The sequence below is a fragment of the Streptomyces sp. TS71-3 genome (assembly GCF_018327685.1).
GTDB lineage: Bacteria > Actinomycetota > Actinomycetes > Streptomycetales > Streptomycetaceae > Streptomyces.
Map to the genome: position 1 here is coordinate 1,678,023 of NZ_BNEL01000001.1, position 22,635 is coordinate 1,700,657.

Consider the following 22,635-nt stretch of genomic DNA (forward strand, 5'->3'; position numbering starts at 1 on the left):
CGGGGGCGGACGACGGTGAGAGGGCTGGAGTGTCACCCAGGGCCCCGGGGCTGCGGAGAGGCACTCTCCCGCGGGAGGAGGGGCCCCTTAGCGGCCCCTTAGCCGAGGGAGAGCGTTCGCGAACGGGCCCCGGGCGCGCACGGCGCTGGCACCCCGGACCTGGGCGACCGGCAGGTGACACCGGTCACAGTGCGCCCCTGACGGGCCCGAAGGCGCCGAGCCCGTGGCGGGGAGACCCTTCCGCGGGCCGTTAGGCTCGTTGCATGAGCAAGTCCTGGACGGCGCCGTCCGTGTCGTTCGCACGCCCACCGAGCGGCACGCCGCTCACGTCGTCCATGCCGCCGCCCCCTCCGCGGCCCGGTCCCCCGCCCGACCCCGGCCGATCACCCCGGCCCGCGAGGCACACTGGACGGGCCCCCTCATCCGCCCGCGGCGCCTGCCGTCCCGCCGAGTCCCGCTGGACGCGCCACCGCACCGACCTGCCGAAACACTTTTTCCTCCGGGGGAGTTGGAAGTCATAGTGACCACCTGGACCGACCGCGCCGACGACCGCGTCGGCGGCCGCCCGCTCTCGCTCGCCGCCGCCGGCGGCATCGACCGCGCCGCACACCACCGCCTGGACGAGGCCTGGCTGGCCGCAGCGTGGAGCCACCCGACGACCAGGGTCTTCGTGGTCTCCGGCGGCCAGGTGCTCATCGACGAGACGGAGGACGGCGCCACGGAGCTGGTCATGACGCCGTCCTTCGAGGCTCCGCCCACCGAGGCGCACCGCTACTTCCTCGGCATCGACGCCGGCGGCGTGCGCTACTTCGCGCTCCAGAAGGACAGCCTTCCCGGGCGGATGGACCAGTCCGCGCGCCCCGCGGGCCTGCGTGAGGCGGGCCTGCTGCTGTCGTCCCGGGACGCCGCCCTGATGGCGCACGCCGTGGCCCTGGAGAACTGGCAGCGGCTGCACCGCTTCTGCTCACGGTGCGGCGAGCGGACCGTGATCGCCGCGGCGGGCCACATCCGCCGGTGCCCGGCCTGCGGCGCGGAGCACTACCCGCGCACCGACCCGGCCGTGATCATGCTCGTCAGGGACGACAAGGACCGCGCGCTGCTGGGCCGGCAGGTGCACTGGCCGGAGGGCCGCTTCTCGACCCTCGCCGGCTTCGTGGAGCCGGGCGAGTCCATCGAGCAGTCCGTGCGCCGCGAGGTGTTCGAGGAGGTCGGCGTCGAGGTCGGCGAGGTCGACTACGTCGCCAGCCAGCCGTGGCCGTTCCCGTCCAGCCTGATGCTCGGCTTCATGGCGCAGGCGGACTCCTCCGACATCACGGTCGACGGCGAGGAGATCTCCGAGGCCCGCTGGTTCTCGCGGGACGAGCTGCGGGCCGCGTTCGAGACCGGGGAGGTGCTGCCGCCCTCCGGGATCTCGATCGCGGCCCGCCTCATCGAGCTCTGGTACGGGGAGCCCGTTCCGCGGCCGAGGAACACCCCCGCCTGACGGCACCGGGCCCCGAGCCGTCCACGGACCCGTCGAAGGGTCCGGGGGGCGCGGGGCCCGTGCCTGCCCGGGACGGACGCCCGGCGGTGACGTGTCCGCGCGGGCACGTCACCCTGCCGGCGGGCACCTCACCGCGCTCAGGCGCCGAGCTTCTCCTTGACCTGGGCAAGCGAGGGGTTGGTGAGGGTGGAGCCGTCGGGGAAGAGCACGGTGGGTACCGTCTGGTTCCCGCCGTTCGCCTTCTCCACGAACGCCGCCGAATCCGGGTCCTGCTCGATGTTGATCTCGTCGTACCCGATGCCCTCGCGGTCCAGCTGGCCCTTGAGGCGGCGGCAGTAGCCGCACCATGTGGTGCTGTACATCGTCAGCGTGCCCGGCATCTCGGTGTGCTCCTTCGTGGCTCGGGGTGCGTTCCGGCAATGGACCGGAACGTCCGGGAGCCCCCGGCCATTCCCTCCCGGACCCGCGTTCCCTTCCGGCCCGGGAGGCAGCTCACAGGGCGCACGTTCCGGTACGGAGCGTGCGCGGCGCTCAGGAGCCGTTCCGGGTGCCCCGGCGGGCCACGGCGATCAGCACTGAGCCCAGGCCCGCGGAGGCCACCGCGGTACCGGCCACCAGGGGCGCCGCACCGGCGCCGGTCCCGGCGAGAGGGCCGCTCCCGGTGGCCGAGGACGCCAGAGTGGCCGACGACGCCAGGGTGGAACGGGTACCGGTTTCCGTCCGGCTCGCCGGGTGGCCGGCCGCAGCGGCGGGGGCGGCATCGGTGCGGGGCCCCGAGCCGGACGCGGTCCCGGCACCCGTGGCGGCGCTGTGGCGGACCCGGACGCTGATGGACGCCGTGTCGTTCACCGCGTTGTGGTCGAACTCCGGGTGGATGTCGTAGACAGAGGTGGCCTTGACCTCGCCGGACGAGCTTCGCGTCACGTCGTCGATGCGCAGCCGGAACGCGTAGGCGTGGGTGGATCCGACCTCCAGGGTGCTGTCGGACGGGAAGCAGACGTACTGCGGCTTGCCGGGCGCCGACGGCCCGCTCGGCCCGTCGATCGCGAAGGGCACGCAGTCCGAGGGCGCCCGGACCGCCGTGGTGCCTTCGGGGATCTTCACCATCAGGGCGGGCTGATCGTCGCTCTGGTTGTTCCGCACCCAGCCGGGGCCCTCGTTGCGCAGCGCGGGCCGGACCGTGACCGTCTGCCCCCGCCTGCCCTGGGCCCGGTCGCCCACGGCGGCGAGGTCGGCGGTGTTGTCGGCGGTGAGGTTCGTCTGGCGGTAGCTCTCGCTGAACCCTTCACCGGGCACGCCGCCGGTGCTGCCGGTGCCGTACTCCACCGACTCCATCAGCGCTTTCGGCAGCACCTCGATCGGCAGGGGCACGGTGGCCGTGGCGCCCGGCTCCAGGGTGAGGTCGAGCCGGCAGAGGGCCTGGCGCACCTGGTCGTGGTCGGTGGTGTAGGCGCACCCGTCGGCGGCCTCGGGGAAGTCCAGTCCGCGGGTCAGGCGCACCCGGAGCATGACGCCGTGGGTGGCCGCGGTGCCCCTGTTGGTGAGGGCCACGGTGTCGTGCCGGACGGTACCGGGCTGCCATGCCGTGGCCGGCAACTCGGACACCACCAGGTCGGGCCGTCCCGTGTCCCCCGGTTCGGCCTGCGCGGCCGGGGCCAGCGCGAGCACGGGCGCGGCGGCGGCCACGGCTGCGGCGGCTCGCAGCCACGGGGCACGCGACGGTCGGTGGGATGTGTTCCGGCGCTGGCGCACGAGAGCTCTCCTCGGTGTGGGGGCGCGCACGGCTCGGTGCGCGAACGAAAAGGAACGCCAGAACGAACTTTGCGTGTACGAACGGTTCCGGCGCTGCCTAGACCACCGGGGTGGGCGGGAGGTTGTAGTGCGGGACGGGGGATTCTCCGAGCGGGAACTGGCTGGAGGGGCTGGAGGGGCTGGAGAGGTCGGAGTGACTGAAGCGGCCGGGGTGGCCGGTGGAGCCGGGGCGGCGGCCGTCGGGGGCGAACCGGGTGCGGGCGCAGGGCGCAGGGCGCTGACGATGGCCGCAGCCGCAGCCGCAGCCGCAGCCGCAGCCGCAGCCGCAGCCGCAGCCGCAGGCGGTGGTCGCGGACCGGCAGGGAAGACCGCTTGTCGCCTCCGCCCCAGGCGCACAGCGCGATTCATATGACTAACGGTGCCTCCCTGTGGACAACTGGCTCCCGCGCCACAGCGACCTGGCAGCATGGCCGGGTGACATCAGCAGCGCACTCCACCCTCTTCCAGCCGGACGCCGGCGCCGCCGGCCAGGTCACGGCGCCGCCGCGGGGCGCCGACGCGGTGCTCGAAGGGCTCGACCCCGAGCAGCGCGAGGTGGCGACGGCACTGCACGGTCCGGTCTGCGTCCTGGCCGGCGCGGGCACCGGCAAGACCCGCGCCATCACGCACCGCATCGCCTACGGCGTGCACGCCGGCATCCTCCAGCCGCAGACGGTGCTCGCGGTCACCTTCACCAACCGCGCCGCGGGGGAGATGCGCGGCCGGCTGCGCCAGCTCGGCGTCCCGGGCGTGCAGGCGCGCACGTTCCACTCGGCCGCGCTCCGCCAGCTCCAGTACTTCTGGCCGAAGGCGGTCGGAGGGGAGATGCCCCGGATCGTCGAGCGCAAGAGCAAGCTCGTCGGCGAGGCGGCCGCGGCCTGCCGCATCCGCCTCGACCGCACCGAGCTGCGGGATGTCACCGGCGAGATCGAGTGGTCCAAGGTCACCCAGACCGCCCCCGCGGACTACCCGTCCGCCGCCACCGCGGCCCGCCGGCTGCTACCGCGCAGCGCGCCGGAGATCGCCCAGCTCTACGCGGCCTACGAGGACGTCAAGCGCGAGCGCTCCCTCATCGACTTCGAGGACGTCCTGCTGCTCACGGTCGGCATCCTCCAGGACCGGGACGACATCGCCCACCTGGTCCGCGACCAGTACCAGCACTTCGTCGTGGACGAGTACCAGGACGTCAGCCCCCTCCAGCAGCGCCTGCTGGACCTGTGGCTGGGCGACCGGGAGAGCCTGTGCGTCGTCGGCGACGCCAGCCAGACGATCTACTCCTTCACCGGCGCCACCCCCGACCACCTGCTGGACTTCCGGGCCCGCCACCCGGGCGCCACCATCATCAAGCTCGTGCGGGACTACCGCTCCACGCCCCAGGTCGTCCACCTCGCCAACGGCCTGCTCTCGCAGGCCCGGGGCCGCGCCGCCGACCACCGCCTCGCCCTGGTCTCCCAGCGGGAGCCGGGCCCCGAGCCCGGCTACACGGAGTACCCCGACGAGCCCGCCGAGGCCGAGGGCACCGCGCGCCGCATCCGCGACCTGATCTCCTCCGGCGTGCCCGCCAGCCAGATCGCCGTGCTGTTCCGCACCAACTCCCAGTCCGAGAGCTACGAGCAGGCCCTCGCCGACGCCGGCGTGCCCTACCAGCTCCGCGGCGCCGAGCGCTTCTTCGACCGCCCCGAGGTGCGCGAGGCCGGCGCCGCCCTGCGCGCGGCCGCCCGCTTCGGCCGGAACGACTCCGTGCTGAGTGCTGCCGAGACCCTGCCGGAGCAGGTCAGAGCCGTCTTCAGGACCAAGGGCTGGACGCCGCAGCCGCCGGCCGGATCCGGCGCCGTGCGCGAGAAGTGGGAGTCTCTGGCAGCCCTGGCACGCCTGGCCGACGACTTCGCGCGCGCGAGGCCCGGCGCCACCCTCGCCGACCTGATGACCGAGCTGGACGAGCGCGCCGGAGTCCAGCACGCCCCCACCGTCGAGGGCGTCACCCTCGCCTCCCTGCACGCCGCCAAGGGGCTGGAGTGGGACGCCGTCTTCGTCGTCGGGGTCTTCGACGGCATGATGCCCATCTCCTACGCCAGGACCGAGGCGCAGATCGAGGAGGAGCGCCGCCTGCTCTACGTCGGCGTGACCCGGGCACGCGAGCGTCTCACCGTCTCCTGGTCGCTCTCCCGCGCGCCCGGCGGCCGGCCCAGCCGGATACCGAGCCCCTTCCTGGACGGCCTCAGGACGCGTTCCAGGTCCACCGCCTCCGCCGCGCCAGGCGGCCTGGGCGGGGTCGAACGGGGCAGCGGCAACACCCCCGGCCCCAGGAAGCGCACCCCCGCGCGCTGCAGGGTCTGCGGGCGCACCCTCACCGACGCGGGCGCCCTGAAACTGATGCGCTGCGAGGACTGCCCCTCCGACATGGACGAGGCCCTCTACGAGCGGTTGCACGCCTGGCGCGCCGGACAGGCCGACCGGATGGGCCAGCCCGCGTACTGCGTCTTCACCGACAAGACCCTCGTCGCCATCGCCGAGACCGTGCCGGAGCAGGAGAGCGAGCTGGCCCGGATCCCCGGCGTGGGGATCCGCAAGACGCGCCGCTTCGGAGCCCAGGTCCTCGCCATCTGCGCAGGTGACGAGGGCCCGGAGAGCGACGGCGAGGACTGAGGAAAACTCGTCAAGAAAATGGTTTGCGCATCCGCGGGGAATCCCCATAGGTTCGTGGCCAACGGAAACGAGTGCTTCTCCGAAGCCGGGGTTCCGTGTTGTACTTGATAGCCGTCGGACCGGCCCCAGCCGGTCCCCGAGACGCCGAGAGGAGGCGATTGAAGTGATCACGATGAACAACGGCTTCAGCAGCACGGCCAAAATGAGCGATCGCCTGGTCGCCAATTCCTGCCTGCTCGGCTTCTCGAACCTGGGCACCGGTCTGTCCGGCATTCCTGCCGTCCGGCCGGCGTCCTCCGTGTCCCTCGCGGGCCTTTCCGTCCGCGAGCGCGATGAGCGACCGACCCAGGCACCGGAAGCAGTAGCGACGGCACAGGCCAAGGCCTATGCCTTCGCGGCGACCGGTGCCGGATTCCGGAAGCTGGCAGCTCAGCACATGTGGGCCTTCCGTGGGCTCGAACCCTGGAGTGATCCAGCCTGACACCAGGCCGGCGCCTTCAGGGCCGCGGAACCCCACCAGGGATCCGCGGCCCTTCTGTTTTCCCCACGGGGTGACGGAGCGAAGGGGCCTCGGGACAACAACAGATCCGGTACCAGCCATCCGGCCCATCGGCCGGAACGACCAGACGAGGAAGACGACACCGTGCAACTCGAAGCGCACGCCCCGTCCGTACCGCCTTCAGAGACGATCACCCCGCCCGGCCTGACTGAGGACTCCACCGTGACTCCGCTCACCGCGCTCACCGCGCTCGACGACGCCATCGAGAACCTCGGCGTACCCGTCCCCTGCCGCTCCTACGACCCGGAGGTCTTCTTCGCCGAGTCCCCGGCAGACGTCGAGTACGCCAAGTCCCTCTGCCGCACCTGCCCGCTGATCGAGGCCTGCCTCGCCGGCGCCAAGGAGCGGCGTGAGCCCTGGGGCGTCTGGGGCGGCGAACTGTTCGTCCAGGGTGTGGTCGTGGCCCGCAAGCGGCCGCGTGGCCGCCCGCGCAAGAACCCGGTCGCGGCATGAACACCACCGGAACGATCGATCGCCCCGTCACGCACGACCCCACGAAGCAGGCCCCGATGCAGCCGTCCTCCAAGGAGCCCCTGGGCTCCGCGACACCAGACACGCGAACCTCCGGCGCGAACGCCTCGCGCCAGAACAGGACCCGAGAGATGCAACTCATCCCAGAAGCCCTGGCTCGTGCGCATATGCACGACCAGCTGCGTGAGGCGCAACTGCAGCGCCGCGGGGCCCACCTGGCCACCGCCCGCCGCATGCAGCGCCGCGCGGAGCGCGCCTCGCTGCGCGCCCGCCGCGCCCTGGCCAGGGCAGTCATGCAGTAATCGACGTCTGAGACCGGCCCGACGACCCGACGGCTCCCACGCTCCCGGTGCGACAGCGCACCTGGGGGCGGGGGCGCAGCGGATCGGACAGTGACCCGGCCGGAGACAGAAACGGCCGGCCCGGATGCTCCCATGGATGTCAAGCCGCAGGAGCGAGGTCGGTTTGCGTGATGTGGTCGGCTGGTGTGCTGGTCAGAGCGCGGTAGATCTCGCGGGCGACGAATCGTTTGAGGCAGCGCATGATGTCCTTCTTGTTCAGCCCTTCCTTGGTGCGGCGCTCGACGTAGGCGCGGGTGCGTTCGTCGTAGCGCATGCGCACCAGCACGATGGTGTGCAGAGCGTTGTTCGCGGCCCGGTCGCCGCCCCGGTTGAGGCGGTGGCGGTTGGTGCGGCCGGAGGATGCCGGGATCGGGGCGACACCGGCGAGGTGCGCGAACGCACCCTCCGAGCGCGTGCGCTCGGGGTTGTCGCCGGCCGAGGCGAGCAGCTGGCGGGCGGTCTCGGGTCCGACGCCGAAGAGTTCCAGCAAAGCTGGAGCCGCCTGCTTGACCGGTGGCCCGATCTCGGGGTCGAGTTCGCCGATCTCGGCGTCCATGGCCTGGTGGCGACGGGCCAGGCGGCGCGGTGAGGCCCGGGTGGCCGCCAGCGGGCGGAACAGGTCGTCGCCGGGCCGCAGCCGGGCCAGGGTGCGTATCAGAGCGGTCCGGTCCAGGCCCGCGACCTGCTCACGCAGCATCGCCGGGGCAGAGACCAGCAGGTTGCGGATCTGGTTCATGGCCTGGGTGCGGGCCTTGACCGCGCTGCGGCGCGCGACCCGCAGGACACGTACGGCCTCGACCACGCCGTCGCGGCTCTTGGGAATGCCGGTGGCCCGTCCGGAGGCCGCTGCCGTCGCGGCCGCGTAAGCGTCGATGGGGTCGGACTTGCCCTTCATCCGGCGCATCTTGCGGTCCGGCCGGTCGACGTCGATGACCGTGACCCCCGCCGCGGTCAGGACCCGGGCGAGTTCGGCTCTGTAGGCGCCGGTTCCCTCCACACCGACCGCGGTGAGCGTGCCGTGCGAGCCTATCCAGTTCAGCAGGTCGCGGTATCCGGGGATGGTGGCGGGGAACTCCCGATCGGCCAGGTGCCGGCCGAGCGGGTCGATCACAGCGGCGTGGTGGGTCAGGCCGTGGGTGTCGACTCCGCCGGTGATCTCCGGGCCGCCGTGCGTCATGCTGGTCATGTCCGTCCTTGCCGCTTGTCCGAGCCGAGGGCGGCACGCGCCGGTCGGGCGGGTGGACAAGACAGTGACGGGGCTTCTGGACCAAGCTCCTGACTTGTTGAATCGACCCCAGATGCTCGGTCTGCAGCCGTAGCGTCCAGGGTGTCGGTCGGCACGGGCCCGCAGTGCTCCTATGAAGTCACAACCACCCGTCCGGCCGCGTGCTTGATGGTCCCGCCGACGAGCCGACAAATCCCAAACAGGACAGTCAGCGACGTCAGTCAGAGGGCGAGTCAGGCTCATCAGCAGAACCACCAGTCACATGATCACTGTCAGAGGTGGACCGGCCGGAGAGGGCCCCGGCCCGAGACGGAAACCATGCAGCCCCGCGCAACCGGCCCCACAAGGCCACTGGTGCGGGGGGTTTCTCGTTGGCGCCCGGCCGCGGGCTGGGCATGGGTATGTGGCCTTACGGGTGGGCCCCGTAGCCCGAGTCGGACTCGTGCCTCAGCGTGTGACGTGGCCCGGGAGAGCCGTCGCCCGTCCCAGGGACAGTCAGTAGCCGGAGCCGGAGCCGGAGCCGGAGCCGGAGCCGAAGCCGGAGCCCGGCTCGTGCTCGGAGCCGGGGCCCGCCCCCGGCCGTCACGCGATGGTGGGCGGCCACCCCGCCGCGTCAGGCCTCCGCCAGCGGCTCCTTCTCCCCTTCCTCGCCCTCGGCGTCCTCCTCGCTCTCCGCGTCTTCCTCGCCCTCCGCGTCCGGAAGGTCCTCCCCGTACTCGTCCTCCGCCTCCTCCTCAGGCTCCAGGAACCCCGGCACCCAGTCCTCGAGTTCGTCCCGGAGCCGTACCGTGGCGCCGAGCTGGCACAGGACGCCGATGGTGCTCAGCGTCACCCGGTGGATCAGGAGGTAGGACGGCGGGAGGTTGAGCTGCCGGCCGAGCTGGTGGGCGGGGGAGCGGGGGTCGGCGATCCGGGCGGCCTGGCTGCGCATCCAGCCGCGGGTGAACTCGAACGCGTCGACCCGGGCCGGCTCGATGATGGGCAGGAGGTAGTCCAGCACCGCGGCCGGGTCGAGCTCGATGTCCTCCTTGACGAAGTTCTCCTCGCGGAGGAGTTCGTAGACGGCGTCGGCCTCGCCGTCGAGGGTCATGCGCAGGCAGGGGCCGATGGTCGGGGGCAGCCCGCCGGGCAGGCGGTCCACCGTGCCGAAGTCCAGGACGCCCAGGCGCCAGTGGTCCTCACCGTCGGAGAGCAGCCGGAAGTTGCCCGGGTGGGGGTCGGCGTGCAGCAGTCCCGTACGGGCGGGCCCCGAGAACAGGAACCGGGCCAGCAACTGCCCGGCACGGTCCCGCTGCTGCTGGGTGCCGTCCGCGATGACCTCCGAGAGCGGTACACCGTCTATCCACTCGGTGACGAGCACCTGCGCGCACTGGTACACGACGTCGGGCACCGCCACGTCCGGGTCGTCGGCGAACTCCTCCGCGTGTATCCGCTGGGCCTCGGCTTCCAGGTCGTAGTCCAGCTCCTCGGAGATCCGGTCGCGCAGCTCCGTGATCAGCGGCTTGATGTCCATACCGGGGATGAGCGGGCCGAGCAGCCGCGCGAAGCGGCTCAGCTGGCCGAGGTCGGAGAGGAGCGCCTCGCCGGCGCCCGGGTACTGCACCTTCACCGCCACCGCGCGGCCGTCGTGCCACACCGCCCGGTGCACCTGGCCTATCGAGGCGGCGGCCGCGGGCTTGTCCTCGAACCCCAGGAACAGCTCGCGCCAGTCCTCGCCCATCCGCTCCGCCAGCACGGAGTGCACCGTGCTGGTCGGCATCGGCGGAGCGGCCTCCTGGAGTTTGGTGAGCGCGGCGCGGTAGGGCCCGGCGATCTCCTCCGGAAGCGCGGACTCGAAGACGGACAGGGCCTGTCCGAACTTCATGGCCCCGCCCTTCAGCTCGCCCAGCACCCGGAACAACTGCTCGGCCGTGCGCTGCTGCAGCTCCCTGCCCACCAGCTCCGCCGACATGCCGCCGATGCGTTTCCCGAGCCCCCAGGTCGCGCGCCCGGCGAAGCCGAGCGGCAGCGCGGCCAGCTTCGCGGTACGGGTGACCGCCTTCCGGGGAAGATCAGACATGCGCCCCTCCAAAACCCAGACAGCTGCGCCACGTGCGGCGGTTACCGCGTCATTGTCTCGTGCCGCCGGTCGTCGGCTCAGGTGCATGCCGTTTGACCTTCCCGGCTCGTCCCGTGGCCGTCCGCGCTGGGGCCCTCCTCCGGCTCCGCGACGGATTCCTGCAGGTCGGAGGTTCTGCGGCCGGCGCCGCAGGGGCAGTGCGGGTGCGGCACGAGCGGCTTGCGCCGCCAGTCGAGGCCGGGGGCCGACACCTCGCACCGGGCGGCGACGCTCGCGGGAAGCCCGCCGTCCAGGAAGGCGAGGGCATGGGCCGCGGTCAGCGAGGCGATAGCCGAGGTGAGGGACAGCTCGCCCGCGATCACCTGCCGCTGGCGGCCCGAACGCCACTGCGCGACAAGACGGGGCCAGTCAGCATCCCGGTCCGTGCGGTTCCGGGTGAGGCAGCCGGCGCAGCCGGTCATCCCCGGCAGGATGAGGGGACCGACCACGCCCGTCGCCTCCATCACACCCGCGTACAGATGCGGCACCCCGCCCGCCACGAAGTCCGCCGAGACCGCCGGGTCGGGGGCATGCGCGTCGAGACCGTCCCTGGGCGCCAGCACGACCAGCGACACCTGGCTCCCGCCTCCGGGCGCCTCCGGCTCCCCGCCCGGCGACCTGCGCGGCGGGCGGCCCGGGGCGGCCTGGCGGACCACCCTCCGCGCGGCGTCCGCCCTCCGCTCGCCGACGGACTCCGGCGGCAGGCCGCCCGGAGCGACGTCCCACGGCTCGACGCGGCCGCCGTCGCACACGTCGACCTGGCCCACACCCGAGGCCGCCAGGAGAGCCGCCGCGACCGCCCCCACCCGCCCGGCGCCCCGGACCTGCACCCGCATCTCCCCGCGCGCGGCCAGCGCTCTCATGGCACCACCGGGCGCCGGATCGGTGACCGCGAGGCCGGCCAGGTCGGGTCGGAGCCGGTCGAGCACGGCGCCCCTGGCGCGCAGCGCGTCCGCCGCGGGGCCGCCTCCCTTGGCGTCGTCCAGCAGGCCGGCCCTGGTCAGCCGGTCGAGGAGCCTGTCCACCTGGCCCTCGGCCAGGCCCATCCGGTGGCCCTCCTCGCGCAGCAGTGGCAGCCCGCGGGTGCCGTCGAGGAGGGCGAGGAAGCTGCCCGAGGCCACGTCGACAGGGCCGAGCACCACGGCGTGGGCGGGCGCCACGCCGAACTGGACGGTGTTGAGGTTGCGCCAGCCGCGCCGCAGCGCGGGCTTCAGGAGCGGATGCATGGTTCTCCCCCGTGAGATCGCCGGTGCCGTGCCGCGCGTTCGACATGTCCTGCCAGGCATGCCGCGCGCGGCCGGGGCGCCGATGACGCCCCGGCCGGCCGGTGGAGTCCCCCGTCGCTCCACCGGCCGGGTTCCAGCATCCCGATCCCGGCCGTGGCCCGCCGAAAGTTATCCACAGGTGTGGAAAATAGTCATACAAATATGGGGAATGCCTCGCCCGGCGCCGGATCCGTCGCCAAGGGCCCGGGGGAACGGGACTTCCGCCGCGTGCAGCAGGTAACGTCGTGGCGTGCCCGCCGACCCACTGCACCGCGCCGGAACCTCTCAGCGCAGTACGACGAGCCAGCCATCCGGCGGCTCCGGGGCGAGCGCGGTCGAGGTGCGCAGAAGCAGCCGTCGCCGCAGAACGGTGTCCGCGTACCGCGAGGGCGATCGCACCGTCGTACTGATCCCCGCCCGGATGTCCAAGGCGGAGGAGCAGCGCTGGGTGACAGTCATGCTCGACAAGCTGGCCGCCCAGGAGAGCAAGCGCACCCTGGACGACGCGGACCTCGCCGAGCGGGCCGGGCAGCTGTCCGCCCAGTACTTCGACGGCCGGGCCAGACCCACCTCGGTCCGCTGGGTCACCAACCAGAACACCCGCTGGGGCTCGTGCACCCCGGCCGAGGGCAGCATCCGCCTCTCGCACCGCCTGCAGGGCATGCCCGACTACGTCATCGACTACGTCCTCGCCCACGAACTGGCCCACCTGCTGGTGCCCGGACACGGCCCCGGCTTCTGGCGGCTGCTGGAGGCCTACCCGCGCACGGAGCGGGCGCGCGGCTATCTCGAAGGGGTGGTCGCCGCGGACCGGCTGCCCCATGTGCCCGCCCCGGACTGATCCGTCACGTCCCGTCCCGCCCGGTGATTGTGTACCGGGTGTGTAGCGGCTTCGTGCGCTGTCAGAGATTGCGGTTAGCCTGACGCGACGTACACACACATCGTGATGGGGGACGGTCGTCTCGCATGGCTCGTGAATTCCAGCGCGGCCACAAGGCCAGGATCAGTGACCTCACCGCCGGAACGGATCTGTACGTGGGCGTCCGCATCGACGCCCCGGGGCTGGCCTTCGACATCAGCTGCTTCGGGCTCGACGCGGACGAACGGCTCGCCGACGACCGCTACCTCGTCTTCTTCAACCAGCCGAAGTCCCCGGAGGAGGCCCTCCAACTGCTCGGGGCCCAGGCCGGCGACACGGAGTCGTTCCGGGTCACGCTGGACAGGATCCCGGCGGAGATCCAGAGGCTGTCGTTCACCGCCAGCGTCGACGGCGAGGGGCAGATGTCGGAGATCGGCTCCGGTTACCTGCGGATCGTGGCGGGCGGCCTGGAGGTGGCCCGGTACTCGTTCAGCGGTCCCGAGTTCACCACCGAACGCGCGCTGGTGCTCGGCGACTTCTACATGAAGGACGCCTGGCGGTTCGCCGCCGTCGGCCAGGGATTCGACGGCACGCTGGACACGCTGATCAAGTACTTCGGCGGTGAGATCGCCGAGGAGCAGAAGGCCGCGCGGGAAGCGGAGACGGAGATTCCAGCCTTCGCGCTGCCGACCGAGGCCTTTCCCGTGCCGGCGTTCGCCCCGCCTTCGGAGCCGGTCGAGCCGCCCGCGTTCGCCGTCCCGGCTCCGGCCCCCGCTCCGGCCCCGGCCGCACCTGAGCCCGCGGCCCCGGAGCGCCGGGCGGTGCCGCCCGCCCCCGGCCCCGCGCCGGCGCCCGCCCCCGCTCCCGCGCCGCAGAGCTTTCCGCCGGCGGCCGACGACGCCACGCCGCCCGGCGGCGAGCCCGCGCTCTCGGACGCCCCCACGGTCGCCGGCCGGCCGATCGTGCACGGCGCCGCGACCTTCGCCGGCCCCACCGCTCCCGAGAGCACGACCGCACCGGCGTCCCCGTACGGCCCGCTGGACCAGCCACTGCTTCCGGGCCAGTCCGGCCATTTCGGGAACCCCGATCCCGGCCAGCCGCAGCAGCCCGGTCACGCGTCCGGCCAGCCGGCGTCCCTGCCACCCGGCTACGGCCGGCCCGGGCAGCCGTCACCTCGGCCGTCCGATCAACCCCTGCCTCACCCGCCTGGCCAGACGGGTGCCCTGCCGCCCGGGTACGCCCAGCAGGGCACGTCCGCGTCCGCGGCCCTGCCGCCCGGGTACGCCCACCACGGCCCGACGGCGCCTGCCTACGGTCAGACCGGTCACCCCGAGCCTCAGCCGCCTGGCCAGACGGGTTCCGTGCCACCCGGCTACGCTCCACAGGGCACATCAGCCGCGCTACCGCCGGGCTACGGCCATCCCGTTCATCCGGCACCCCCGCCGCCCGGCCACCCCGCCCCCATCCCGCCCGGCCACCCCCAGGGCCGGCCGGCGCCGCTGCCGCCCGGCTACGCGCCTCCCGGCCAGACGGCGTCCGTGCCCGCCGGCCACCCCGCGGCCCCGCCTCCCAGCTACGACGAGCCCGAGCTGCTGGCGCCGACCGAAGGCGACGGCTACGGCCTCCAGACGCCCACCCCGACCGCACCCCTCGACTGGGGCCGGCCGCTCGCCCTGCCGACCACACCGCCCGCCCCGACCCTGCCGCCCGGCTACGGTCGGCCCCCGGGCGCACCGCGCCCCGGGCTCTCCCAGCCCCCGTCCGGCACGTACGCGGGCCCGCCCCCGTCCGCGTACTCGCAGGCCGGACAGCCGCAGTTCCCCGGCGCGGCCGGGCAGGGAGCAGGGGTGCAGGGCGTCATGGCCGCACTCCAGCCCTACCGGGAGACCGCGACCGGGCAGCGCTGGACCCTGCAGAACGAGAAGCTGGTCCGGGTGGACCTGGCCATCGGCGCCCAGGCGTTGCTCGCCCGCCAGGGCACAGTGGTGCTCCACCAGGGCAAGGTCGACTTCGCCCAGAAGGGCGCGGGGATCGCCGGCCGGGTCGCCGGTGACGCCACCGGCCAGGAGGACCAGCTGGTGCGCTGCACGGGCCACGGCCAGGTGTTCCTCGCGGAGGACGCCGCCCATCTGTTCCCCGTCGAGCTCCAGGGCGACGCCATCTGCGTCTCCGCGGAGCACGTCCTCGCGTTCGACGAGGCCCTCCAGTACGAGGCGCGTCGCATCGAGGGGCAGGGCATCCCCGGCGGTGCCCTCGCCACCCTCCAGTTCCAGGGCACCGGAACGGTCCTGGTGAAGACGCACGGCCTGCCCGTCGTGCTCCCCGTGACGCCCACGACCTTCGCCGACTGCCATGCGGTCGTCGCCTGGTCGGCGGCGTCCCAGGTTGTCGTCGCCGGCCAGGTGCGGACGCGGTCGAACGCCCATCCGGGCGCCGGCGGGCAGAGCGTGAACCTCCAGTTCCGGGGAGCGCCCGGCCACTTCATCGTCGTCCAGCCGTTCGAGGTCCGAGGTCCGTCATGAACCAGCAGCTCGCGGGCTTCGCGCCGGCACCGGTGGCCGCCCGCATGGAGAACCACGGCCCGCACATGGTCAAGGTCGCCCTCCAGAGCGGTCAGGACCTCTACGCGCGCGTGGGCTCGATGTCCGCCCACGAGGGCCTCGTGCAGTACGAGCCCGACCCTCCCGCGGTCCGGCAGACGGCCCGGGACTGGACCACGGACGAGGGCGCGCCCCTGATGAAGTGCAGCGGCGACGGCATCCTCTACCTGGCGGACCACGGTGCGGACGTCGTCGTCGTCAACCTCAACGGCGACGGGCTCTCCGTCAACGGCACCAGCCTGCTGGCCTTCGACGCGCATCTGGAGTGGGGCGTCGAGCGGGTGAAGGGCATGGCGAAGTTCACCGGGCAGGGCCTCTGGAACGTCCATGTCTCCGGGCGGGGCTCCGTGGCGCTGACGTCCAGGGGCACCCCCATCGTCCTCGACTGCGGCCGGGGCGAGGACGAGACCTACGTGGACCCCGCCGCACTCGTCGCCTGGTCGCCGAACCTCAAGGTGAAGGCGAAGCGCATATTCAAGGCCGGCACCCTCATCGGGCGGGGCAGCGGCGAGGCCTACCAGATGGGCTTCGTGGGACAGGGCATCGTCGTCGTGCAGCCGAGCGAGAACAGCACCGACAGCGCCGACCGGCTCCGGATCCGGGGCTGAGGGGGAGACCAGACAGATGCAGAGCCCGCTTTTCAGCTTCGCCGAACGGCAGACCCAGGAGCGCTACGCCCTACAGAACCCGCAGCTCCTGCGGATCACTCTGCGGGGGAACGACGACGTGCTGGCGCGTCAGGGCTCCGTGGTCGCCCACCAGGGGCTGGTCGAGTTCGACGGCGAGATCCAGACGACGATGGGGCAGCAGCACGCCCCCGCGGGGACCGGCGGGGGCGCGGACCTCATGCGCTGCCAGGGGCAGGGCACGGCCTACTTCGCCGGCCTCGCCCAGTACGTCCATGTCGTCGACGTCGATCAGGACGGCCTGACCGTCGACAGCGGCTCCGTGCTCGCGATGGACGCCGCGCTGCACCACGAGATCGTGGCCGTGGACAGCCGGTACGGGGTCTCCGGCTCGGGCAGGCACCTGATCGTCGTCAGCGGCCGCGGTCAGGTGGCCCTCATGACCTCGGGGCACCCGCTGATGGTCCAGGTCACCCCGGACCGTTACGTCAACGCCGACGCGGACGCCGTCGTGGCGTGGTCCAACGGCCTGCGGGTGCAGATGCAGGCGCAGAACCACTCCCCGGGTGCACGGCGCCGGGGCGGGAACACCGGCGGGGCGTGGGAGCTGAGCTTCATGGGGCAGGGCTACGCGCTCGTCCAGCCCGGCGAGCCACTGCCGCCGGTGGCAGCCACGGCCGGCCAGGGATCGGGTGCCCAGGGCCAGGGGCCGGGCACGCAGTACGGTATGGGCCCGTACGGGCCGGAGAGCCAGAACCAGGGCACCGTCTGGAACTGACGCCCGGGGCCGCGCCGCCGTCCCGGCCCTTACGCTGCCGGACATCCCTGTCCTCCGGACGTCCCTACGCCGCGACGTCCTTACGCCGCGACGCCCCTACGCTCCGACCCTCTCCCGTGCCGCCCCCAGGAGCCGGACCACCGAGTCGTCCGCGGCGTCCGGCACCTCCGCGTAGCGGAACCAGCGGAGGTCGAGGGACTCGTCGCTGATCGCCTCCACCGCCCCGGCCGGGGCCAGGGCCGCGTACTGGACGTCGAGGTGCCACGCGCAGGGCGTCTGGTGGCGGTCGAGCCGTACCGGGCCGGGCAGCAGCGTCAGGCCGGTGATACCGGACTCCTCGGTGGCCTCGCGCAGCGCGGCGTCCGCGAGCGTCCCGTCCTGGGGCTCGCAGTGGCCGCCCATCTGCAACCACATGCGGAGCTTGCGGTGCAGCGTCAGCAGCACCCGGCCGCGGTCGGGGTCGATCACCAGCGCGCTGGCCGTGATGTGCCCGGCCGCGCAGGCCTTCCACATGCCGTCCGGGTGCGCGGTCAGATGGTCCAGGTACGACTGGCGCAGCGCGTCCTGCGCCGGGTACTCCTTGAGGACGAGAACGGCGTCGTCGTGCAGGCTCACCGCTTGTCGTCGCCCTCGCTGCCCGAGTCCTCGCCGGAGTCCTTGCCGGTGTCGGGGCCCTTGCCCGAGTCCTTGCCGGGCGCAGAGTCCTCGTCGGAAGCGGAATCCTCGCCGCCCGCGGCCTTGTCTCCGCCCTCGGCGGCCTTGCCGCCGGAGGCCCTGGGGGCCTCGGAACCCTCGCCGCCGTCCTCGTCCTCCGTCCGATCCCGCTCGCCGCCGAGTGCTTCGCCGAGCATCTTGTCCAGCTCGGAGAAGTCCAGCTGCTCGCGGTGCACGAAGCCGTCCGGATCGTCCAGGTCGGAGGCGGTGGGCAGCATGTCCGGGTGGGACCACAGGGCGTCGCGGCCGTCGACACCGCGGGCGTCCGTGAGCGACGCCCACAGCCGGGCGGCGTCGCGCAGGCGGCGCGGGCGGAGCTCCAGACCGATCAGCGTCGCGAACGTCTGCTCCGCGGGGCCGCCGGTGGCACGGCGGCGGCGCAGCGTCTCACGGAGCGCCGAGGCCGACGACAGGCGGGGGCTGGCGGCCGCGTGGACGACGGCGTCGACCCAGCCCTCGACGAGCGCCAGAGCCGTCTCCAGGCGGGCCAGGGCGTTCTTCTGCTCGGGGGTGTCCTCCGGCTGGAACATGCCCTGTTGCAGCGCCTCCTGGAGCTGCTCGGGGTTCTGCGGGTCGAGCTGGCCGACCACGTCCTCCAGCTTCTGCGTGTCGACCTTGATGCCCCGCGCATAGCCGTCGACCGCGCCGAACAGATGCGACCGCAGCCACGGCACGTGGGCGAAGAGGCGCTGATGGGCCGCCTCGCGCAGCGCCAGGTACAGCCGCACCTCCTCCTGGGGCACCCCCAGGTCCTTGCCGAACGCAGCGACGTTCAGCGGCAGCAGCGCGGCCTTGCCCGCCGGGCCGAGCGGCAGGCCGATGTCGGAGGAGCCCACCACCTCGCCCGCGAGCACGCCCACGGCCTGGCCGATCTGGGTGCCGAACATGGCGCCGCCCATGGAGCGCATCATCCCGATCAGCGGGCCCGCCATGGCCTGCATCTCCTCGGGGAGCACATCACCCATGGCCGCCCCGACCCGCTCGGCGACGGGATCGACCAGTTCCTGCCAGATCGGAAGGGTGGCTTCCACCCACTCGGCGCGGCTCCAGGCCACGGCCGAGCCCGAGCCCGACGGCAGGGATGTGGCGTCGTCCAGCCAGAGGTCGGCGAGCCGGATCGCCTCCTCGACAGCGGAGCGCTCAGCGGGGCCCACGCTGCTGTCCTTGGTGCCGTCCGGCGTGCCCTGGGAGACGGTCTGGCGGGCGATCTGCTTGGCCATGTCCCAGTTCACCGGGCCGCCCTCGTAGGAGAGCATCTGGCCGAGCTGCTGGAACGCGGCGCCCAGGTCGTTCGGGTTCATGGACCCGAACATCGCGGCCAGCGGGTTGTCCCCACCGCCTCCTCCGGGCAGTCCGAAACCGAACGGATTGGCAGGTCCCTGTCCCTGACCACCACCGCCCTGCTGGTCCTTCTCCTTGCCCTCGTCGCCGTCGTCCGGCTCCTCCGGCGGAAGGCCGAATCCGAATGGGGTGTCACTCACGGGATTCCTCGGCTCGTTGGGCCGCCGGATGGAGCCGGCGGCGACTGCCCTGCGTCACATTCCAGCGTAGACACCCGAGGCCCTGCGAGCCTCGGTGCTCCGCCGAGTCGGTGCCTGCGGCAGGATGGATGCCACCGGCCACGTGCGATTTCCTTGGCGTACGTACTGAAGACAACCGCTGGAGACACCTGGTGAGTTCCCCTGATCCACAGGTTCGCGCAGCGCGAAACCCCGGGCCAGGGCCTGTACAGAACGGGCCCGTCGTCGCCGTCACCGGCGCCGCCTCGGGCGTCGGCGCGCTGCTGACCGAGCGCCTCGCCGCGAGCGACGAGGTGGGGCAGGTGGTCGCCGTCGACGAGCGGCGCGGGCAGTGCGAGGCGGCCGAATGGCACACCCTGGACGTCCGCGACCCGGCGATCGCCGAGCGGCTGCGCGGCGTGGACGTCGTCGTCCACCTCGCCGTCGACCTGGACCTGGAGACGGATCCGGCCGCCCGCAGCGCCTACAACGTCCGCGGTACCCAGACGGTGCTGACCGCGGCCGCCGCGGCCGGGGTCCGCCGTGTCGTGCTGTGCACGTCCGCCATGGTCTACGGGGCGCTGCCCGACAACGAGCTGCCGCTCTCGGAGGACGCGGAGCTGCGCGCGACCGCCGAGGCCACCGGCGTCGGCGACCTCCTGGAGATCGAGCGCCTCGGGCGCCGGGCTCCCAGAGCGCACCCCGGCCTCAACGTCACCGTCGTCAGGCCCGCCGTCCTGGTGGGCGGTACCGACACGGCGCTCACCCGCTACTTCGAGTCACCTCGGCTTCTCGTGGTCGCGGGGTCCCGGCCGGCCTGGCAGTTCTGCCACGTCGAGGACCTGTGCAGCGCCCTGGAGTACGCGGCGCTGGAGAAGGTGGAGGGCGAGCTCGCGGTCGGCTGCGACGGCTGGCTGGAGCAGGAGGAGGTCGAGGAGCTCAGCGGGATCCGCCGCATGGAGCTGCCCTCCGCGGTGGCCCTGGGCGCCGCGGCCCGGCTGCACCGCATCGGGCTCACCCCCTCGCCCGCCGGCGACCTCGCGTACACGATGTACCCGTGGGTGGTCAGCGTCAGCAGGCTGCACGACGCGGGCTGGCGCCCGCAGTGGTCCAACGAGGAGGTGCTCGCCGAGCTCCTGGCGGAGGCGGCCGGGCGGCACACGGTCGCCGGGCGGCGGCTCGGGCGCAAGGACGCCACGGCCGCGGGCGCCGCGGGGGCGACGGTGGCACTGCTGGGCACGGCGGCCCTGGTCCGCAGGGCGCGCAAGGCCCGGCGGCGGTAGGGCCGGGCAGGCGCGGGCAGAGGCCGGGGCACGCACGCCGTGAGAGCCGCGGCGGACCGGGAGAGCGGGCTCCCGGGTCCGGCCCCCGGGCCCGGCCGCCGGGCCCCGGGGGCCGCCGGGCACCCGTGGGACGGGACCGCCCTCAGGAACGGCGTGGGAGAGTGGCGGTGGGCGGTCGCGGGAACGGTTCCTCGCGGCTGGGCGGCAGGGCGTGATTCCTAGGATGGTGGCATGTCAACGACTTCTGAGGTCATCCGGCTGATTGCCGTGCGTGATGTCGCGCTCTCCCTCGACGAGGTCTTCGGGGCGGTGGGGGATCCCGCGGCGGGCGGCACCGCCCTCTTCGTCGGCACGGTGCGCAACCACGACGGCGGCGCCGCGGTCGACCGCCTCGGGTACAGCTCGCACCCCACCGCCGAGGCCGAGATCCGAAAGGTGGCGGAGAAGGTCGTCGCGGAGTTCCCGGTGAGCGCCCTCGCGGCCGTCCACCGGGTGGGCGATCTGGTGGTGGGCGACCTCGCCGTGATCGTCGCCGTCTCCTGCCCGCACCGCGCGGAGGCCTTCGCCGCCTGCCGCAAGCTCATCGACGACCTCAAGCACGAGGTGCCCATCTGGAAGCAGCAGCACTTCTCGGACGGTACGGAGGAATGGGTCGGCGCCTGCTGACCACAAACCGGCCCGGAGCATTCCGGTTGCGTAACCGGACCCCTGCCGTGAGCGTTGACGGAGCAGACGATTAATCTGCTGATCAGTCAGTGTCGGTGGCTCTTTGGGGTTGGGAGGTCGGCATGGCGGTGCTCGCCTGGCTGCTGATTCCGCTTGTGGCTGCGGTCGGCGCCAGCCTGTGGGGGAAGTGGGCCGCACGCCAGCGCAAGGTCGGCGACGGCCCCGAGCTGGCCGGCTACGCCCGCTTCCGCGCGGCGATGGAGAAGACGGCCCTGGAGGGGGCCGGCTCCGTCACCGCCGGCACCGAGGATCCCGAACCGGTCTCCACGCGCGCGTAGGCGGCGCGATCCACACGGCAGGCGCCTGCGGCTCGGACACGGGCAGGGCGTCGGCCCGGACGCCGAGCCGTGGAGAGCGCCGTCGGAGGCTCTCCACGCGCGCGTCAGCGGTCGTCCGGCGCCCTGGGCCGCGGACCGGCTCCACGGCCGCCACGCGCGCGTAGGGCGCCCTTACCGGCACCGCCGGGCCGGGGGCCCGGGGCCGCCGCCCCGTCCGCGCTCCCACAGGCTTGTCACGTACTGTCGTCCCATGCCACGCCGCACCGCGACGATGCTCGCCTCGACGCTGATCCTGATCGCATTGCTGTGTGCGGGTGTGTTCATCCGCGTGCCGTACTCGGAGATGTCCCCGGGTCCGACGGTGAACACGCTCTCCGATCACAACGGCGAGCCGGTGCTGCAGATCTCCGGGCGCAAGAGCTATCCCGCGAGCGGCCACCTCAACATGACCACCGTCCGCGTCACCAGCGCCGAGTACAACATGAACCTCGTCGAGGCGGTCTACGGCTGGCTCGCGGACGACCGGCTCGTCGTGCCGCACCAGGCCATCTACCCGGACGGGCAGACCGAGCAGCAGTCCAACCAGGAGAACGCCGAGGAGTTCAGCCAGTCCCAGGAGAGCGCCAAGGTCGCCGCCCTGCGCGAGCTGCACATCCCGGTCAGGTCGTGGGTCGTCGTCGCCTCCGTGCTCAAGGGCGGCGCAGCCCAGGGCAGGCTGCACGCGGGCGACGTCATCAAGAGCGTGGACGGCAAGGCCGTGAAGAAGCCCGACGACGTGGCGAAGCTGGTCACCGAGCACAAGCCGGGTCAGGACGTGGTCTTCACCGTGGTCCCCGCCAAGGAGCAGGCCGCCGCCGAGAAGTCCGGGAAGGCGCCGAGCGGGACCCGGGATGTGCGGGTCACCACTCGCAAGGCCCCCGACGACGCCCGCGCGATCGTCGGCATCCAGGCCGGCACCGACCACACCTATCCGTTCTCCATCGACATCAAGCTCGCCGACGTGGGCGGCCCGAGCGCGGGGCTGATGTTCTCCCTCGGCCTGGTCGACAAGCTGACGCCCGGGGACCTCACCGGCGGGTCGTTCGTGGCCGGCACCGGCACCATCGACGACTCCGGCAAGGTCGGCCGGATCGGCGGCATCGAGATGAAGACCATCGGCGCGCGGGACAAGGGCGCCAAGTACTTCCTGACCCCCCAGGGCAACTGCGCGACCGCCGAGAAGAACGTCCCCGCGGGCCTCACGCTCGTCAAGGTGAACACCATCCACGACGCCCTCGCCGCCCTGAAGGACATCCGCAGCGGCAAGACGGGCGCCCTGCCGACCTGCGCCAAGAAGTGACCCCGCGGGAGGCGCCCGGGAAGGGACGCGGGCCGGCTGACGGCGGGGCGGTGC

20 protein-coding genes are annotated in these 22,635 nt (G+C 73.1%); 13 read left to right on the top strand and 7 right to left on the bottom strand.

The window, feature by feature from the left end:
* Window positions 1-520 precede the first annotated feature (520 nt).
* The gene (gene nudC / locus Sm713_RS06930) at window positions 521-1,483 is read left to right on the top strand and encodes an NAD(+) diphosphatase (RefSeq protein ID WP_212908768.1); all 963 of its coding nucleotides are present in this window, start codon (window positions 521-523) and stop codon (window positions 1,481-1,483) included.
* Window positions 1,484-1,620: 137 nt separating this feature from the next.
* Here the strand turns inward: nudC and Sm713_RS06935 are convergent, their stop codons facing one another.
* On the bottom strand, window positions 1,621-1,863 hold the full coding sequence (locus Sm713_RS06935; protein ID WP_212908769.1) for a mycoredoxin: 243 nt from the start codon (window positions 1,861-1,863) through the stop codon (window positions 1,621-1,623).
* Between the two features lie 151 nt (window positions 1,864-2,014).
* Window positions 2,015-3,235 carry a hypothetical protein gene (locus tag Sm713_RS06940; protein ID WP_212908770.1) on the bottom strand — a complete coding sequence of 407 codons (1,221 nt, stop codon included), beginning with the start codon at window positions 3,233-3,235 and terminating at the stop codon, window positions 2,015-2,017.
* Window positions 3,236-3,709: 474 nt separating this feature from the next.
* Between Sm713_RS06940 and Sm713_RS06945 the strand changes: the two genes are divergently transcribed.
* From Sm713_RS06945 to Sm713_RS06960, 4 genes are all read left to right on the top strand, one after another.
* Window positions 3,710-5,920 (top strand): ATP-dependent DNA helicase UvrD2, encoded by a 2,211-nt coding sequence (locus Sm713_RS06945; protein WP_374195967.1) that lies wholly within the window; start codon window positions 3,710-3,712, stop codon window positions 5,918-5,920.
* Window positions 5,921-6,092: 172 nt separating this feature from the next.
* The gene (locus tag Sm713_RS06950) at window positions 6,093-6,401 is read left to right on the top strand and encodes a hypothetical protein (RefSeq protein WP_374196032.1); all 309 of its coding nucleotides are present in this window, start codon (window positions 6,093-6,095) and stop codon (window positions 6,399-6,401) included.
* A gap of 162 nt (window positions 6,402-6,563) precedes the next feature.
* A complete protein-coding gene (locus Sm713_RS06955; RefSeq protein ID WP_212908773.1) occupies window positions 6,564-6,932 on the top strand; it encodes a WhiB family transcriptional regulator in 369 nt (122 codons plus the stop codon).
* Window positions 6,929-7,252 carry a hypothetical protein gene (locus tag Sm713_RS06960; protein WP_212908774.1) on the top strand — a complete coding sequence of 108 codons (324 nt, stop codon included), beginning with the start codon at window positions 6,929-6,931 and terminating at the stop codon, window positions 7,250-7,252. The genes Sm713_RS06955 and Sm713_RS06960 overlap by 4 nt, the downstream gene beginning before the upstream one ends.
* 139 nt (window positions 7,253-7,391) lie before the next feature.
* On the opposite strand, the gene Sm713_RS06965 is transcribed toward Sm713_RS06960, so the two are convergent.
* The 3 genes from Sm713_RS06965 to Sm713_RS06975 form a co-directional block, all read right to left on the bottom strand.
* Window positions 7,392-8,477, bottom strand: a complete 1,086-nt coding sequence (locus Sm713_RS06965) for an IS110 family transposase (RefSeq protein WP_212908775.1) — start codon at window positions 8,475-8,477, stop codon at window positions 7,392-7,394.
* 652 nt (window positions 8,478-9,129) lie between these two features.
* The gene (locus tag Sm713_RS06970) at window positions 9,130-10,575 is read right to left on the bottom strand and encodes an AarF/ABC1/UbiB kinase family protein (RefSeq protein ID WP_212908776.1); all 1,446 of its coding nucleotides are present in this window, start codon (window positions 10,573-10,575) and stop codon (window positions 9,130-9,132) included.
* A 77-nt stretch (window positions 10,576-10,652) separates the two neighbouring features.
* Window positions 10,653-11,840, bottom strand: a complete 1,188-nt coding sequence (locus tag Sm713_RS06975) for a TOMM precursor leader peptide-binding protein (protein WP_212908777.1) — start codon at window positions 11,838-11,840, stop codon at window positions 10,653-10,655.
* Between the two features lie 289 nt (window positions 11,841-12,129).
* On the opposite strand from Sm713_RS06975, the gene Sm713_RS06980 reads away from it, so the two are divergent.
* The 4 genes from Sm713_RS06980 (at window position 12,130) to Sm713_RS06995 (ending at window position 16,742) form a co-directional block, all read left to right on the top strand.
* Window positions 12,130-12,720, top strand: coding sequence for a M48 family metallopeptidase (locus Sm713_RS06980; protein WP_212908778.1), 591 nt, complete (start codon window positions 12,130-12,132; stop codon window positions 12,718-12,720).
* Between the two features lie 125 nt (window positions 12,721-12,845).
* Complete coding sequence (locus tag Sm713_RS06985) at window positions 12,846-15,260, top strand: TerD family protein (RefSeq protein ID WP_212908779.1); 2,415 nt, start codon at window positions 12,846-12,848, stop codon at window positions 15,258-15,260.
* Complete coding sequence (locus Sm713_RS06990) at window positions 15,257-15,946, top strand: AIM24 family protein (RefSeq protein ID WP_212908780.1); 690 nt, start codon at window positions 15,257-15,259, stop codon at window positions 15,944-15,946. The genes Sm713_RS06985 and Sm713_RS06990 overlap by 4 nt, the downstream gene beginning before the upstream one ends.
* A gap of 16 nt (window positions 15,947-15,962) precedes the next feature.
* Window positions 15,963-16,742 (top strand): AIM24 family protein, encoded by a 780-nt coding sequence (locus Sm713_RS06995; protein WP_212908781.1) that lies wholly within the window; start codon window positions 15,963-15,965, stop codon window positions 16,740-16,742.
* A gap of 96 nt (window positions 16,743-16,838) precedes the next feature.
* On the opposite strand, the gene Sm713_RS07000 is transcribed toward Sm713_RS06995, so the two are convergent.
* Both Sm713_RS07000 and Sm713_RS07005 read right to left on the bottom strand, forming a co-directional pair.
* Window positions 16,839-17,357: an NUDIX hydrolase gene (locus Sm713_RS07000; RefSeq protein WP_212908782.1), complete on the bottom strand. Its 519-nt coding sequence runs from the start codon at window positions 17,355-17,357 to the stop codon at window positions 16,839-16,841.
* Window positions 17,354-18,937, bottom strand: a complete 1,584-nt coding sequence (locus Sm713_RS07005) for a zinc-dependent metalloprotease (protein WP_212908783.1) — start codon at window positions 18,935-18,937, stop codon at window positions 17,354-17,356. Before Sm713_RS07005 ends, Sm713_RS07000 begins: the two co-directional genes overlap by 4 nt.
* Before the next feature lie 191 nt (window positions 18,938-19,128).
* Between Sm713_RS07005 and Sm713_RS07010 the strand changes: the two genes are divergently transcribed.
* The 4 genes from Sm713_RS07010 to Sm713_RS07025 all read left to right on the top strand — a co-directional run bounded on the left by Sm713_RS07010 (window position 19,129) and on the right by Sm713_RS07025 (window position 22,581).
* Entirely contained in the window at window positions 19,129-20,238 is a 1,110-nt protein-coding gene (locus Sm713_RS07010) for an SDR family oxidoreductase (RefSeq protein WP_212908784.1), read from the top strand.
* A gap of 231 nt (window positions 20,239-20,469) precedes the next feature.
* Window positions 20,470-20,904: a molybdenum cofactor biosynthesis protein MoaE gene (locus tag Sm713_RS07015; RefSeq protein ID WP_212908785.1), complete on the top strand. Its 435-nt coding sequence runs from the start codon at window positions 20,470-20,472 to the stop codon at window positions 20,902-20,904.
* Window positions 20,905-20,999: 95 nt separating this feature from the next.
* Window positions 21,000-21,242 carry a hypothetical protein gene (locus tag Sm713_RS07020; RefSeq protein WP_249416146.1) on the top strand — a complete coding sequence of 81 codons (243 nt, stop codon included), beginning with the start codon at window positions 21,000-21,002 and terminating at the stop codon, window positions 21,240-21,242.
* A 250-nt stretch (window positions 21,243-21,492) separates the two neighbouring features.
* Window positions 21,493-22,581, top strand: a complete 1,089-nt coding sequence (locus Sm713_RS07025) for a PDZ domain-containing protein (protein ID WP_212908786.1) — start codon at window positions 21,493-21,495, stop codon at window positions 22,579-22,581.
* Window positions 22,582-22,635: the final 54 nt, after the last annotated feature.